This window comes from Arthrobacter gyeryongensis, assembly GCF_039543785.1.
GTDB lineage: Bacteria > Actinomycetota > Actinomycetes > Actinomycetales > Micrococcaceae > Arthrobacter > Arthrobacter gyeryongensis.
Window position 1 is genome coordinate 157,587 of record NZ_BAABKK010000010.1, and the last position, 17,021, is coordinate 174,607.

The 17,021-nt window shown below is 62.4% G+C and carries 7 protein-coding genes; all 7 read right to left on the reverse strand.

Features of this window, described 5'->3' with window-relative positions:
- Positions 1–12: 12 nt before the first annotated feature.
- A complete protein-coding gene (locus ABEA18_RS07495) occupies positions 13–4,140 on the reverse strand; it encodes a hypothetical protein (protein WP_345448635.1) in 4,128 nt (1,375 codons plus the stop codon).
- A 196-nt stretch (positions 4,141–4,336) separates the two neighbouring features.
- Entirely contained in the window at positions 4,337–5,527 is a 1,191-nt protein-coding gene (gene tuf, locus ABEA18_RS07500) for an elongation factor Tu (RefSeq protein ID WP_028265109.1), read from the reverse strand.
- 235 nt (positions 5,528–5,762) lie between these two features.
- A complete protein-coding gene (gene fusA / locus ABEA18_RS07505; protein ID WP_345448636.1) occupies positions 5,763–7,877 on the reverse strand; it encodes an elongation factor G in 2,115 nt (704 codons plus the stop codon).
- Between the two features lie 68 nt (positions 7,878–7,945).
- On the reverse strand, positions 7,946–8,416 hold the full coding sequence (rpsG, locus tag ABEA18_RS07510) for a 30S ribosomal protein S7 (RefSeq protein WP_059387355.1): 471 nt from the start codon (positions 8,414–8,416) through the stop codon (positions 7,946–7,948).
- 1 nt (position 8,417) lies between these two features.
- Positions 8,418–8,792 (reverse strand): 30S ribosomal protein S12, encoded by a 375-nt coding sequence (rpsL, locus tag ABEA18_RS07515; protein WP_009358312.1) that lies wholly within the window; start codon positions 8,790–8,792, stop codon positions 8,418–8,420.
- Between the two features lie 385 nt (positions 8,793–9,177).
- A complete protein-coding gene (locus tag ABEA18_RS07520; protein WP_236812283.1) occupies positions 9,178–13,077 on the reverse strand; it encodes a DNA-directed RNA polymerase subunit beta' in 3,900 nt (1,299 codons plus the stop codon).
- A 102-nt stretch (positions 13,078–13,179) separates the two neighbouring features.
- On the reverse strand, positions 13,180–16,686 hold the full coding sequence (gene rpoB, locus ABEA18_RS07525; RefSeq protein WP_078108119.1) for a DNA-directed RNA polymerase subunit beta: 3,507 nt from the start codon (positions 16,684–16,686) through the stop codon (positions 13,180–13,182).
- Positions 16,687–17,021: the final 335 nt, after the last annotated feature.

Consider the following 17,021-nt stretch of genomic DNA (forward strand, 5'->3'; position numbering starts at 1 on the left):
GAGGCAACGCTATCAGGGCGCGGTCCTGTTGAGGCGCCAGACGGCAAGGACGATCAACGCCAAGGCGATCACGGCGAGCATCGCGAAGGCATAGGAACGAAGGGCCCACATAACACTGAGGGCAACGCCCGCGGCACCCCACCACACGAACATGCGCTCGGCGAGGACCAGTCCGGCAAGCAGTAACACGGCATATCCGACGAGGACCCATAGTTGCTGTGGCACAGTGCCAGTGAAGACGCTGCCTGGCACTATCGAGAGGAGGCCCCCGAGCGACAACAAGCCTGAGGCGAGGCCCAACCTGATACGCCCCTCCAGATTTTCCCCTACGTAATAGCGCACCCCTGCCAAAACGGCACCGAGGACCGCGAACCACTGCACCACCCAAAAGAGCTCTGGCCTGGCTCCATGGACGAAAAGGACCGCCCGCTGAGCAGCGGCAAGCACCAGCACCGCACCCAGCTCGGCGACAGCGAATCTGATGGCCCGGGGTGCCTCGAGGTAGGCCACGGCCACGGCGGCGCCGAGCAGGCAAGTTCCTGCCAGAGCGGTGTCATCGTGCAGTAGGCCTGCAGCTGCGGCCAGGGCAAATCCCCCTCCTGCCGCTACTGCGAGCGACAACTTGCGCACAGGCTGCGACCCCACCCCCGGAATCCGGGACCACCGGACAGCGCAGAGAACAGCGGCCGATCCTGCGCAGCCCAGGAGCCACGGGAGGAAATCCTCCCATTGAGCCCCGGCCTGCCCAACGATCGGAGCCCTTTCCAAGACAGAAGAGGCGAAGACTGTAGCCCCGACGAGGCTCGCGGCGGAGGCAAGAGGATAGAAGCCGGGCATTCCCTCGACATGCGAGGCCGCGAAGCACACTATGGCCAATACCAGTCCCGCCATTCCCGTGGCGATGTCCGACACGTCCGCTGACAGCGCCCCACCGGCGCCGGTGAAAGCCAGCGCCGCCACCAGCCAGAACCAACGTTCAGGGACGCCGCTTACCGGCCGGACGAGTAGCCTCACAACAGTCACCAAAAGTGACATCGCGAGCAGCACCAGGGGCACCGCCAACTCGCCGAGGAGGGGTGCGGCAAGCCACGTCCCGGAAGGGAAGGACACCTCGGGTCCGGCTGCCGCCACCGCCGCGATCGACGCCGGAATGGTGAAATACACAGCGCCTCGGGCGGTGAAGATGCGGTTCGCGACAACGGCGGAAACCAGTAACACGGCCAACTCAAGCAACAGGACCCAGCGGCCGCCGTCGTGGGCTTCCGGCTCAACCACAGACGAAAGGTACGTCGCCGGCAGCACGGCCTGCGCGCTGAGCGTCACCCACACTGCTGCCTGTTGGAAGGGAATCTGCTGCAATCGGTTCCGCATGAGCCAACGGATGATGTGCTGCAGCACCAGGACGCCCGCGAAAGTCAGCGACACCACCGTGGCGGACGCCGACAGGTCATGGGCAAAAACCGCGGCAACGGTGGCCGTGAGAAACCTGGCGGCGATGAAGTAAAAGCCCTTCGCTGTGCGCCCGGAAGCCGCGGCCACCATGACTGCGCCGAATACGGCGAAGATGGCAAGCAACGCCTCGACTTCGTGAATGTGCGCATCGCGAAGCCATAGCAAGAGCGCCAACGTCGCAGGCGCGAAGACCGCGGACGCGCCCTCCGAGCGAAGCATGAACCCCGCCGCCACAGCCGACACCGCCATGATGATTGAGATCGCGACCGCCTGCCAGCTTCCAGCCAAGGGATTGTCGAAGGAGGTGTCGGAGATGCTCACGACGAGGGCGGCGCCGGCCATGAAGGGCAGCACCACTGCAGCGTCGAGTGCAGCGAGACCTCGATCAGGGCCGCGCAACGCCTCGGCAAACGGCGGAATCAGTTGGAGTGCCAATGCCACGAAGACCACGGTGGCAAGCTGAAGCCTCTCCCCCGCCACCACCAGGCCGCCTCCGTCCCGGAGCAACTGCAGATAGGCCGTGCCGGCGAGGAGGGTGACGAGCGTACGGGCGGCCCACCAATAGCTGCGGCGGTGCAGGGTGCGGGGAAGGCGGAGCGCCTGAACGGTGAAGTAGACCACGCCAACGAGCAACACAACGTTTCCCAACGCCACGGACACCGCCCCGAAGGACAACGCCCCCGCCCAGGCAAGGGCTGCCGGCGCGAGGAACTCGACCACCCTTCCGCGCAAGGTAGCTCTCAAGGCTTTCGGGAACAGCGTCCAGCCAAGCAACGCGACAGCAAGGACATGAATCACGACGGCCGACACTGTCAAGGGCTGACCCGGCGCTTGCTCGAACAACACAACCAAAGGCATCCCTGCCATGCCGGCACCGGCAAAGGCTGCGAGGCAGGCGGTCGGCGCGAAGGTCCTGACGCCGGAACGGATCATCGCGGCTTCCACCAGCAGCTGGAACGTCGCTGCGGCAAGAAACGCCAGGACGACGGCGGCAATGCGGTCGGGATTCTCCGGCAATATCCCCGCTGTCACTGCCGGGACGCTGAGAGTGAGCGCAATCCGCCCCGCCAAGACAAAGACCCTGCGCTTGGGCTCCGTTGGCCTGCTTGCCCGCAACAGCCAGAACGCGCCGGCGATAGCCAATAGGGCCGCCGTCGGCCAACCGCCCAGCTCATCGGCAAACGGCGCAGCCACCACAATGGCTGTCACAGGGAGCCACTCGGCCTGCCCTCCGAGCTTCCATGCCAGGACCAGACTGCACAGGAGGGTCGCGAACAACGGGATCCACAAGGGCGTCTCGGAATGCCGGACCAGGATGGTGAAGGCCGCCATGAACGCTGCGGCCAATTGAAGGCCGAAGCACACCACGGCATCGATCCAGCAGCGCCGGATCGCCTGAGGTGTGCCCGGTACCGGGAACCAACGGACGAGCCGGCGGCTGTCGAATGCCGACCACAGCGACTGCAGTGCCAAGAGAACGGCCGCGGCCAGCAGCACTTCCGGCAGCCGAAGCCCGGCGTCGGACAGGGCCACGAGGAAAGCCACGGTGAATGAGAGCCTCGCCGCATAGAACTGTGGGAGCCGGAACACGCCCTGGGGAATGGCCGCCATCACGGCGAAATACAGTCCACACGCCATCATGATCATGGCGTACTCACCCTTCCCCAGATGTTGGGGCACGAAGCTGGCGGCAAGTGCGACGAACGGTACGACATAAGGGTGCAGGGACATCAAAGGCCGGACATAGACCGGCGGAAGCCAGCGCGGTCTACGCATGGCCGTCACGGTCAGGACCGCGGCGAACCCGATCAGGGAAGCGAAATACCAGACAAGGACGCCGCCCAGCATGGATACGCCGGACCAGGCCGCGGAGACCACAAAGCTCAATGACAGGAAGGCGAGAACCCTGTTGTCGAGTCGCACCGCGGCGACAACATAGGCCGCTGTCCCAACGATGGACGTGACCAGCCAGGCGGCCGGGCCGTTGTGCAACGCGAAATTGTACATCGCCAAACCCGTGACGGGGATCAAAGCAAGGCCCGTTCCCGCAAAGGCGACCGCGGCGGGCCGCAGCCTGGGAGCCCTCGCGTGGAGGACGAAACCCCCCGCGTAGAAGGCAGCAGTGATGGTCCAGACGCCGGCAAAGCGGAGGACAGACGGGAGGCTGGTGCCAATGAACAGTGCCGACGCGGCGACCAGTAGAAGGCTCGCCACATACAGCGTGATGTTGATGTTCTGCCGATCCCGTTGCTGTTTCCGGGCCGCTTGCTCCTCCCGCAGCATCTCCGGCGGGACCTGGGCTGGCAGCGACTGGATGGGGAATGGCCCGGGCTTAACTGGAACGGGCCAACCCGGGGCGGCCTGGGCTGGGGTGGTTTGAACCGGAGTAGTCCGGACCGGGACCGTCTGGACGGGAGCAGGCGCGAACGTTTGACCGCGTTCCGCGCCTGGCGGGCGGAAATCCCCTTCCTTCGCGGGGGCACCCCCGCGGTGAGCCTCGGCGTCGCGCCATCCTGCCAGGTGGCCGGCCAGATAGCCTGAGCGATACTGCCGGACAGAATCGTCAGCAAGCCGTTGGGCGGCCCTTGCGGCAAGCGATCGTCCTTTCGATTTCCCTGAGGAGTATGCCACCAAAGCGGTGACGAAGACGACAAACAGTACGAGGATGGTGCCAAAGAAGCCAGACATTCCTGCTCTCCTGTCCAGGGGCGACGAAGCCGCACGGGCTTTGGATTCGCAAAGGCACGGATCCACCCTTCGCCATTAATCCATTCGATAGATAAACCATAGCAAAGAAGAACCCCGCCACGATAGTGACGGGGTTCTTCTTTGGTTTGCTACCGGTCGCCGGGCGGCCGGTCCTCCACCGATCTACAAGTAGAAACTACTTGAGGATCTTGGTGACACGTCCCGAACCAACGGTGCGGCCACCTTCACGGATTGCGAAGCCGAGGCCCTCTTCCATAGCGATCGGCTGGATGAGCTCAACGGTCATCTCAGTGTTGTCGCCAGGCATAACCATTTCCGTGCCTTCCGGCAGGGTGATAACGCCGGTTACGTCCGTGGTACGGAAGTAGAACTGCGGGCGGTAGTTCGAGTAGAACGGGTTGTGACGTCCGCCTTCGTCCTTGGAAAGGATGTAGACGTTGGCCTCGAAGTCGGTGTGCGGGGTGATGGAACCCGGCTTGACGACAACCTGGCCACGCTCGACGTCGTCGCGCTTCAGACCGCGGAGCAGGAGGCCACAGTTCTCGCCGGCCCATGCTTCGTCGAGCTGCTTGTGGAACATCTCGATACCGGTAACGGTGGTCTTCTGGACCGGACGGATACCAACGATTTCAACTTCCGAGTTGATCGCGAGGGTACCGCGCTCGGCGCGACCCGTAACAACGGTGCCACGACCGGTGATCGTGAAGACGTCTTCGATCGGCATCAGGAACGGCTTGTCGCGGTCACGAACGGGGTCCGGAACCGAGTTGTCGACAGCTTCCATGAGGTCCTCGACGGACTTGACCCAAACCGGGTCGCCTTCGAGTGCCTTGAGGCCGGAAACGCGTACAACCGGAGCGTCGTCGCCATCGAAGCCCTGAGCGCTGAGCAGCTCGCGAACTTCCATTTCAACGAGGTCGAGAAGCTCTTCGTCGTCGACCATGTCGGACTTGTTCAGCGCGACCAGCAGGTAGGGAACACCAACCTGGCGGGCAAGCAGAACGTGCTCGCGGGTCTGAGCCATCGGGCCGTCAGTGGCGGCAACCACGAGGATCGCACCGTCCATCTGTGCAGCACCGGTGATCATGTTCTTGATGTAGTCAGCGTGACCCGGAGCGTCTACGTGTGCGTAGTGGCGCTTCTCGGTCTGGTACTCAACGTGGGAGATGTTGATGGTAATACCACGCTGGCGCTCTTCCGGAGCAGAGTCAATCGACGCGAAGTCGCGCTGCTCGTTGAGAGTGGGGTACTTGTCGTACAGCACCTTGGAAATGGCGGCAGTCAGCGTCGTCTTACCGTGGTCAACGTGACCAATGGTGCCGATGTTGACGTGCGGCTTAGTCCGCTCGAACTTTGCCTTTGCCACAGGTTCCTCCTAGAACGATTTCAAGTGAGTTGCTCCTCGGCCGCGCTTTTCGCGGCAGAAACTCCAGCAAGTCTACTTGGGGGCTTTGGATTTGGTGAAATTGCAGATTCAGGGACCACTATTGGGACCTGGAGTCTGTTCGCACAGGGACCGGACTGCTGCCTGGGCTACAGCCCGGCACCTGCGCTGAATGCTTTCCCGGAACGGGCCAACATCCTGGTTTATCCGTCGGTGATTACTCGCCGCGGTTCTTCTGGATGATCTCGTCGGCAACTGCCTTCGGGACCTCGGCGTAGCTGTTGAACGTCATGGAGTACACGGCACGGCCCTGGGTCTTCGAGCGCAGGTCACCGATGTAGCCGAACATGCCGGACAGCGGAACGTGCGCGCGGATCACCTTGACGCCGGCGGCATCTTCCATGGACTGCATCTGGCCACGGCGGGAGTTCAGGTCACCGATTACTTCACCCATGTATTCCTCAGGGGTGCGGACCTCAACATCCATCAGCGGTTCGAGCAGAACCGGGTTCGCCTTGCGTGCGGCTTCCTTGAAAGCCATACGGCCGGCGATCTTGAACGCCATTTCCGAGGAGTCAACATCGTGGTACGCGCCGTCAATCAGCGTGGCCTTGATGCCCACAACCGGGTAGCCGGCCAAAACGCCGTCGTTGAGTGCATCCTGGATGCCCGCGTCAACGGACGGGATGTACTCGCGGGGCACGCGGCCACCGGTGACCTTGTTCTCGAACGCGTAGAGCTCGCCGTCGGCGGTGTCCATCGGCTCGATGGCGATCTGGATCTTTGCGAACTGACCCGAACCACCGGTCTGCTTCTTGTGCGTGTAGTCGTGACGCTCTACAGCGCGCTTGATGGTTTCGCGGTAAGCAACCTGCGGCTTGCCGACGTTTGCCTCGACCTTGAATTCGCGGCGCATGCGGTCCACCAGGATGTCCAGGTGGAGCTCGCCCATGCCGGCGATGATGGTCTGACCGGTGTCCTCGTTGAGGGAGACCTGGAAGGTCGGGTCCTCAGCGGAGAGCTTCTGGATGGCCGTGGAGAGCTTCTCCTGGTCACCCTTGGTGTTCGGCTCGATAGCAACCGAGATCACGGGCTCCGGGAAGCTCATGGACTCGAGGACGATCTGGTTGTTCGCGTCGCACAGGGTGTCGCCCGTGGTGGTGTCCTTCAGACCGATCGCTGCGTAGATGTGGCCAGCGGTAGCGCCTTCAACAGGCATTTCCTTGTTGGCGTGCATCTGGAACAGCTTGCCGATGCGCTCCTTCTTGCCCTTGGTGGAGTTGACCACCTGTGCGCCCGCTTCCACGTGACCGGAGTACACGCGGATGAAGGTGAGCTGGCCGAAGAACGGGTGCGCGGCAATCTTGAACGCCAGAGCCGAGAACGGCTCTTCGGCAGAAGGCTTGCGGGTGAGCTCCTTCTCTTCGTCGCGCGGGTCGTGACCGATCATGGGCGGGACGTCGAGCGGGTTCGGCAGGAAGTCAACAACAGCATCCAGCATCGGCTGTACGCCGCGGTTCTTGAAGGCAGAGCCACAGAGAACCGGGTAGAGCTCAGAGTTGATGGTCATCTTGCGGATGCCGGCCTTGAGCTCCTCGACAGTGAGTTCTTCACCCTCGAGGTACTTCTCCATGAGTTCTTCGGAAGCCTCGGCAACAGTCTCAACGAGCTGTGCACGGTACTCTTCAGCCTTGGCCTGGAGATCAGCGGGGATCTCCTGGACCTCGTACTTGGCACCCATGGTGACGTCACCCTTGGCATCGCCCGGCCACACCAGGGCGCGCATCTCAAGGAGATCCACAACGCCGATGAAGTCGTTCTCTGCACCGATCGGCAGCTGGAGGACCAGCGGCTTGGCGCCGAGGCGGCTGATGATGGTGTCTACGGTGAAGTAGAAGTCAGCGCCGAGCTTGTCCATCTTGTTGACGAAGCAGATACGCGGCACGTTGTACTTGTCGGCCTGGCGCCAAACAGTCTCGGACTGCGGCTCAACGCCTTCTTTGCCGTCGAAGACAGCAACGGCGCCGTCGAGGACGCGCAGCGAGCGCTCGACCTCAACCGTGAAGTCCACGTGGCCCGGGGTGTCGATGATGTTGATCTGGTTCTTGTCCCAGAAGCAGGTCACGGCGGCAGACGTGATGGTGATGCCGCGTTCCTTTTCCTGTTCCATCCAGTCGGTCGTCGAAGCGCCGTCGTGCGTTTCGCCGATCTTGTGGTTCACACCCGTGTAGAACAGGATGCGCTCGGTGGTGGTGGTCTTGCCGGCATCGATGTGGGCCATGATGCCGATGTTGCGGACCTTGCTAAGGTCGGTAAGCACGTCCTGTGCCACGGTGTCTCCCTTTCGGATGGACTACACGTTCGCCGCCAGCTCAGGGAGCCGGCGGCGTACGGGAAGTTTTACCAGCGGTAGTGTGCGAAGGCCTTGTTCGACTCGGCCATCTTGTGGGTGTCTTCGCGACGCTTCACAGCGGCACCGAGACCGTTGGACGCATCCAGGATTTCGTTCTGGAGGCGCTCGGTCATCGTTTTCTCGCGGCGGGCCTTGGAGTAGCCAACCAGCCAACGGAGAGCGAGGGCGGTGGAGCGGCCCGGCTTGACCTCAACGGGAACCTGGTAGGTTGCGCCACCGACACGGCGGGAGCGGACCTCAAGGGAAGGCTTGACGTTGTCCATGGCCTTCTTGAGGGCGGCGACGGGGTCGCCACCGGACTTGGCGCGTGCACCTTCGAGTGCGCCGTAAACGATGCGCTCTGCGGTGGACTTCTTGCCGTCGATCAGAACCTTGTTGATCAGCTGCGTGACCAACGGGGAACCGTAAACGGGATCGGAAACTAGCGGCCGCTTCGGGGCCGGACCCTTGCGAGGCATATTACTTCTTCTCCATCTTTGCGCCGTAGCGGCTGCGGGCCTGCTTGCGGTTCTTGACACCCTGGGTATCGAGGGCACCACGGACGATCTTGTAACGGACACCCGGAAGGTCCTTCACACGACCACCACGGACCAGCACGATGGAGTGCTCCTGGAGGTTGTGGCCAACACCGGGGATGTAGGCGGTAACTTCAACGCCACCGTTGAGGCGGACACGTGCAACCTTACGGAGAGCCGAGTTCGGCTTCTTCGGGGTGGTCGTGTAAACGCGGGTGCAAACACCGCGGCGCATCGGGCTGCCCTTAAGCGCGGGAGCCTTGGTCTTTGAGACCTTCGGCGTGCGGCCCTTGCGGACCAGCTGGTTAATCGTAGGCACTTTCGTGTTCTCCGTTGGTTGATCTCTGCTCCGCGCCCAGGCGTTGGCCTGTGTTTGCGTGAGAGCTTTGGCGTTGTCCATGCGGCCCTGGTCCGAAGACCGGTGGGCGTGCAAAAGTGCGGCATTCGTTGCGCACGTAGCCCGCAACCCGGAAACAGGCACCACCGAAACATCATGAGAACAAAACCGAAATGATGCTGCGGCGGCCTTCATCCACTGCCACACAGAACAATTACCAAAATTCTAGCATGGCTTGATCTGAGGCCTTAATCGGGTGTAAAGGGGTGAACCACGACGGCGGGTGCCGCCCGCCGTCGTCGGGCACTTAACGGGAAGGACCCCGCACTCACTGAGTACGGGGTCCTTACCTTGACTTGAAGACTTCTCAGCGGAAGTCGTTGCCGAGATCGTAGTCATCCAGCGGGATGGCGTGGAACTCGGGAGCTCCGTCGCCTCCCAAGGCGTCATACGAGAAGTCGGTGAAGGCGCTGGGGCCCGTGAACAGGCTTGCCTTTGCTTCTTCAGTCGGCTCCACGGTGACCTCGGTGTAACGGGGCAGGCCCGTACCGGCCGGGATGAGCTTACCGATGATGACGTTCTCCTTGAGGCCAAGCAGCGGGTCGCTCTTGCCTTCCATGGCCGCCTGCGTCAGAACGCGGGTGGTCTCCTGGAAGGAAGCGGCCGACAGCCAGGACTCGGTTGCCAGAGATGCCTTCGTGATACCCATCAGTTCCGGACGGCCGGAAGCCGGGGTACGGCCTTCGGACACCACGCGACGGTTCTCGTCTTCGAAGCGGCTGCGCTCAGCGAGCTCGCCCGGAAGCAGATCGGAGTCGCCGGATTCGATGACGGTCACGCGGCGCAGCATCTGACGGACGATGACTTCCACGTGCTTGTCGTGGATGCCGATGCCCTGGCTGCGGTAAACGCCCTGGACCTCGTCCACCAGGAACTTCTGGGCGGCACGCGGACCCATGATGCGCAGAACCTGCTTCGGGTCCACAGGACCGTTGATCAGCTTCTGGCCGACGCTGACGTGCTCGCCATCCTCGATGAGGAGGCGGGAACGGCGCAGCACCGGGTAGGCGATCTCCTCGGAACCATCGTCCGGGGTGATGATGAGGCGCATCTGGCGCTCGGACTCTTCGATGGCGATGCGCCCGGCTGCTTCAGCAATCGGTGCAACACCCTTCGGAGTACGGGCTTCGAAGAGCTCCTGGATACGGGGCAGACCCTGGGTGATGTCGTCGCCACCGCTCGCGGAAACAGCACCACCGGTGTGGAACGTACGCATGGTCAGCTGGGTACCGGGTTCACCGATGGACTGTGCGGCGATGATGCCGACGGCCTCTCCGATGTCCACGGTCTTGCCTGTAGCCAGCGAACGGCCGTAGCAGAGCGCACAGGTACCGACCTTGGACTCACACGTGAGCACAGAACGGACCTTGACCTCGGTGATGCCGGCTGCGAGCAGCTCGGCAATGACGACGTCGCCGCAGTCGGTGCCGGCAGCTGCCAGCACCGCACCCTTGGAGTCGACGACGTCGACGGCGAGGGTACGTGCGTAGGCGCTGTTCTCGACGTTCTCGTCCAGGACGAGCTCACCGTTGGAGTCCGGCACGGCGATTGCGGTCATGAGACCACGCTCGGTACCGCAATCCTCTTCACGGACGATGACGTCCTGCGAAACGTCCACGAGACGACGGGTCAGGTAACCCGAGTTGGCGGTACGCAGCGCGGTGTCGGCCAGACCCTTACGGGCACCGTGCGTGGCGATGAAGTATTCCAGCACCGACAGGCCCTCGCGGTACGAGGACTTGATCGGACGCGGGATGATCTCGCCCTTCGGGTTGGCCACAAGACCACGGATACCCGCGATCTGGCGGACCTGCATCCAGTTACCACGTGCACCGGAGGACACCATGCGGTTGATGGTGTTCATCGGGGACAGGCTGTCACGCATCGCCTGGGCGATTTCGTTGGTGGCCTTGTTCCAGATCTCGATCAGTTCCTGGCGACGCTCGTCGTCGTCGATCAGGCCCTTGTCGTACTGGCCCTGGATCTTGGCAGCCATGGTCTCGTAACCGGCCAGGATGGCCGGCTTGGAGGTGGGCACCTCGATGTCGGAGATTGCCACGGTGACGCCCGAACGGGTTGCCCAGTAGAAACCGGCGTCCTTCAGGTTGTCCAGCGTTGCGGCCGTGACAACCTTCGGGTAGCGCTCTGCGAGGTCGTTGACGATCCGGGACAGCTCGCCCTTGTCGGCAACAGCCTCAACCCACGGGTAGTCCTCCGGCAGGGTCTCGTTGAAGAGAACCTGGCCGAGGGAGGTCTGGACCAGTGCGACCTGACCCGGCTCCCAACCTTCCGGAGCTTCCCAGCCTGCGTAAGGGACAAAGCCCTCAAGGCGGATCTTGACCTGGGAGTTCAGGTGCAGCTCGCGGGCATCGTAGGCCATGATGGCTTCCGCAACCGAGGAGAAGATCCGGCCTTCGCCGGCGGAACCAACGCGCTTGGTGGTCAGGTGGTACAGACCGATGATCATGTCCTGCGAAGGCAGGGTCACCGGACGGCCATCGGACGGCTTCAAGATGTTGTTGGAGGACAGCATCAGGATGCGGGCTTCAGCCTGCGCTTCGGGGCTCAGCGGCAGGTGGACTGCCATCTGGTCGCCGTCGAAGTCGGCGTTGAAGGCGCCACAAACCAGCGGGTGAAGCTGGATGGCCTTGCCTTCAACAAGCTGCGGCTCGAATGCCTGGATGCCGAGGCGGTGCAGGGTAGGTGCACGGTTGAGCAGCACCGGGTGTTCGGTGATGATCTCTTCCAGCACGTCCCAGACCTGCGGGCGGTAACGCTCGACCATGCGCTTTGCCGACTTGATGTTCTGCGCGTGGTTGAGGTCAACCAGTCGCTTCATCACGAACGGCTTGAAGAGCTCCAGGGCCATCTGCTTGGGCAGACCACACTGGTGCAGCTTCAGCTGCGGGCCGACGACGATGACCGAACGGCCGGAGTAGTCGACGCGCTTGCCAAGCAGGTTCTGGCGGAAACGACCCTGCTTGCCCTTGAGCATGTCGCTCAGGGACTTCAGCGGACGGTTGCCCGGACCCGTGACGGGACGGCCGCGACGTCCGTTGTCGAAGAGGCTGTCAACAGCTTCCTGAAGCATGCGCTTCTCGTTGTTGACGATGATCTCCGGAGCGCCGAGGTCAAGCAGTCGCTTGAGTCGGTTGTTGCGGTTGATCACACGGCGGTAGAGGTCGTTGAGGTCGGAGGTCGCGAAGCGGCCACCGTCCAGCTGGACCATCGGGCGCAGTTCCGGCGGGATCACCGGGACGGCGTCAAGAACCATGCCAAGCGGGCTGTTGTTGGTGGTCAGGAATGCGTTGACAACCTTCAGTCGCTTGAGGGCACGGGTCTTGCGCTGGCCCTTGCCGTTCTGGATGGTGTCGCGGAGGGACTCCGACTCTGCCTGCATGTCGAAGTTCTCAAGACGCTTCTTGATGGCTTCGGCACCCATGGAGCCTTCGAAATACATGCCGTAGCGATCGCGCAGTTCGCGGTACAGGCCTTCGTCACCTTCAAGGTCGGCGACCTTGAGGTTCTTGAAGCGGTCCCAGACCTGCTCGAGGCGCTCGATCTCAGCATCCGCGCGCTTGCGGACGTTGGCCATCTGACGGTCCGCGGAGTCGCGGGCCTTCTTCTTGTCCGCAGCCTTGGCGCCTTCACCTTCGAGGCGGGCAAGCTCGTCCTCAAGGTCGCGGGCGATCGTGGCGATGTCGCTGTCGCGGTTGTCGACGAGCTGCTTCTTCTCGAGGTCGTGCTCCACCTGAAGGTTCGGCAGTTCCGCGTGACGGCTCTCGGTGTCGACGCTCGTGATCATGTAGGCAGCGAAGTAGATGACCTTTTCAAGGTCCTTCGGCGCCAGGTCAAGGAGGTAGCCCAAGCGGGAGGGAACACCCTTGAAGTACCAGATGTGCGTGACGGGAGCGGCCAGCTCGATGTGGCCCATGCGCTCGCGGCGCACCTTGGCGCGAGTGACTTCAACGCCACAACGCTCGCAGATGATGCCCTTGAAGCGCACGCGCTTGTACTTGCCGCAGTAGCATTCCCAGTCCCTGGACGGGCCGAAGATCTTCTCGCAGAAGAGGCCGTCCTTCTCGGGCTTGAGCGTGCGGTAGTTGATGGTTTCCGGCTTCTTGACCTCACCGTAAGACCAGCCGCGGATGTCTTCCGCGGTGGCGAGGCCGATCTGCATGAGGCCGAAGGAGGATTCGCTGGACATATGGTCCCTGTTCTCTCTTGTTCTCTAAATTCTGAAGTCTTGGGTTTACGGAAAGAGGCAGCTGCCTTGGCTGGCGGTCTGCACCGCCAGCCAGAGCGGCTGTTAGACCTCTTCTACGGAGCTGGGCTCTGCGCGAGACAGATCAATGCCCAGTTCTTCCGCAGCCGTAAAGACTGCGTCATCAGAGTCACGCATTTCGATCGTCGTACCGTCCGTGGAAAGAACTTCCACGTTCAGGCACAGCGACTGCATTTCCTTGATCAAGACCTTGAAGGATTCCGGAACGCCAGGCTCGGGGATGTTCTCGCCCTTGACGATGGCTTCGTAGACCTTCACGCGGCCGTGGATATCGTCCGACTTGATCGTCAGCAGTTCCTGGAGGGTGTAGGCAGCGCCGTATGCTTCGAGCGCCCACACTTCCATTTCACCGAAGCGCTGGCCACCGAACTGTGCCTTACCACCCAGCGGCTGCTGCGTGATCATGGAGTACGGGCCGGTGGAGCGCGCGTGGATCTTGTCGTCCACCAGGTGGTGGAGCTTCAGGATGTACATGTAGCCCACGGAGATCGGGTCCGGGAACGGCTCGCCGGAGCGGCCGTCGAACAGACGGGTCTTGCCGGAGGAGTCGATCAGGCGGTCGCCGTCGCGGGTCACGTTGGTGGAATCCAGCAGACCTGTGATTTCCTCTTCGCGTGCACCGTCGAACACCGGGGTGGCGACAGTGGTCTGGCCGGATTCACGAGGCAGGTTCGGGAGGTTCTTGACCCACTCCGGCTCGCCTTCGATCTTCCAACCGGTCTTCGCAACCCAGCCAAGGTGCGTTTCGAGCACCTGGCCGACGTTCATGCGGCCCGGAACACCCAGCGGGTTCAGGACGATGTCCACCGGCGTACCGTCGGCAAGGAACGGCATGTCTTCGATCGGGAGGATCTTGGAGATGACGCCCTTGTTACCGTGGCGGCCGGCGAGCTTGTCGCCGTCGGTGATCTTGCGCTTGGCAGCAACGTAGACGCGGACCAGCTGGTTGACGCCCGGGGGCAGCTCGTCGTCGTTGTCGCGGTCGAAGACGCGCACGCCGATGACCGTGCCGGACTCACCGTGGGGAACCTTCAGGGAGGTGTCACGCACTTCGCGGGACTTCTCACCGAAGATCGCACGGAGGAGGCGCTCTTCCGGAGTCAGTTCGGTTTCACCCTTCGGGGTGACCTTTCCGACCAGGATGTCGCCGGCTTCAACTTCGGCACCGATGTGGATGATGCCGCGCTCGTCCAGTCCTGCGAGGACTTCCTCGGACACGTTGGGGATGTCACGGGTGATTTCCTCGGCACCAAGCTTGGTGTCGCGGGCATCGATCTCGTGCTCTTCGATGTGGATGGAGGAAAGAACGTCCTCAGCGACGATGCGCTGCGACAGGATGATGGCGTCCTCGAAGTTGTGGCCTTCCCAGGACATGAATGCCACGAGGAGGTTCTTACCGAGGGCGAGTTCACCCTGGTCCGTTGCCGGGCCGTCAGCGATGATGCCGCCGACTTCGAGGCGCTGGCCTTCGTTGACCAGGACACGGTGGTTGTAGCAGTTGCCCTGGTTGGAACGGGCGAACTTGTTGATGCGGTAGCTGGTTTCCGTGCCATCGTCGTTGAGCATGGTGACGAGGTCAGCGGAAACTTCGTTGACGACACCGGCCTTCTTCGCGATGACAACGTCACCGGCGTCGACGGCGGCAGCGCGCTCCATGCCGGTACCCACGAACGGGGCCTCGGAACGGACCAGCGGCACAGCCTGGCGCTGCATGTTGGCACCCATGAGTGCGCGGTTTGCATCGTCATGCTCGAGGAACGGAATCAGGGCGGTAGCTACGGACACCATCTGGCGCGGGGAAACGTCCATGAACTGGACCTCGCCGGCCGGAACCAGGACGGGCTCGCCTCCACCACCACGGGCACGGACAAGCACGGTTTCTTCCGCGAACTTCTTGTCGGCATCCAGCGGTGCGTTGGCCTGTGCAATCAGGACCTCGGCTTCGTCGTCGGCGGTGAGGTACTGGACCTCATCGGAAACGACACCCTCGGACACCAGGCGGTACGGAGTCTCGATGAAACCGAACGGGTTGATACGGCCGTAGGAAGCCAACGAACCGATCAGACCAATGTTCGGGCCTTCAGGAGTTTCGATGGGGCACATACGTCCGTAGTGGGACGGGTGAACGTCTCGAACTTCCATGCCTGCGCGGTCACGGGACAGACCACCCGGGCCAAGGGCCGACAGGCGGCGCTTGTGGGTCAGACCCGACAACGGGTTGTTCTGGTCCATGAACTGCGACAGCTGGGACGTTCCGAAGAACTCCTTGATAGCTGCCACAACAGGGCGGATGTTGATCAGGGTCTGCGGCGTGATCGCTTCGACGTCCTGCGTGGTCATGCGTTCGCGGACGACGCGCTCCATGCGGGACAGGCCGGTGCGGACCTGGTTTTCGATCAGTTCGCCGACGGCGCGGATGCGACGGTTGCCGAAGTGGTCGATGTCATCGATCTCGACGCGGAGCTCGTGGTCTTCGCCATCGCGCTTGCCCATGAGGGTCTTCTCGCCGGCGTGAAGCGCGACGAGGAACTTGATCATGGCCACAATGTCTTCAACGTGCAGGACCGAAGCTTCCTTGTCGCCAAGGGAGCGGTCGATGCCGAGCTTGCGGTTGATCTTGTAACGGCCGACCTTGGCCAGATCGTAGCGCTTGGCGTTGAAGTACAGGTTGTCCAGCAGGGACTGGGCAGCCTCGACGGTGGGCGGCTCGCCCGGACGCAGCTTGCGGTAGATGTCCAGCAGGGCGTCTTCGCGGGTTTCGGTGGCGTCCTTCTCCAGCGTTGCGCGCATGGAGTCGTACTGGCCGAACTCTTCGAGGATCTGGCCTTCGGTCCAACCGAGGGCCTTCAGCAGAACGGTGACCGACTGCTTGCGCTTGCGGTCGAGGCGTACGCCGACCTGGTCGCGCTTGTCGATTTCGAGCTCGAACCATGCACCGCGGGACGGGATGATCTTTGCAGTGAAGATGTCCTTGTCACTGGTCTTGTCAGCGGTGCGCTCAAAGTAGGCGCCCGGCGAACGGACCAGCTGGGAGACGACGACACGCTCGGTGCCGTTGACGACGAACGTTCCCTTCTCGGTCATGAGAGGGAAATCGCCCATGAACACGGTCTGCTGCTTGATTTCACCCGTGTTGTTGTTCATGAACTCGGCCTTGACATACAGCGGTGCCGAGTAAGTGGCGTCACGGTCTTTGCATTCGGCCATGGTGTACTTCGGATCAGCGAACTCCGGCTCGGAGAAGCTCAGGGACATAGTGCCCTGGAAGTCCTCGATGGGGGAGATCTCTTCGAAGATGTCAGCAAGTCCCGAGGTGGTGGCGACGCTCAGGTCGCCTTCCTCGACGGCCTTCGCTACCCGCGACTGCCAGCGTTCGTTTCCGACCAGCCAGTCAAAGCTGTCCGTCTGCAGTGCGAGCAGATTCGGAACGTCCAGCGGTTCGTGAATCTTTGCGAATGAGAGCCGGCGAGTTGCACCATCGGTGCTTGCCGTATTAGCGGTTTCGTTATTAGAGGTGCTCGAGGCGACCAAGAGGGATCCTTCCACAGACCTTCAGGCGTTTTCAGATCTCCCCCGCTTGCACCCTGCAGATTGAATCCGCAGTGTACCTTTCCGGTTCCGCTATATGACCCGGGACCCCCGCTGGCCAAGACCATGCGCGTTCTTAACGGCACGTCGATGGCGCAGCTGAGAGGTAAAGCCCACCGCTATATGAAGGCTGAAGGTTAACAGGGAAGACGCAAATATCCACAATACGGCAAATCAACCCACCTGTCTACCCCACATCCCGCCCGAATGCAAGCACAGTTGCTGCAGGCACCTATGCGCCCCTGCCCGGATACTGCCGTCGACGGAATGTAGATCCA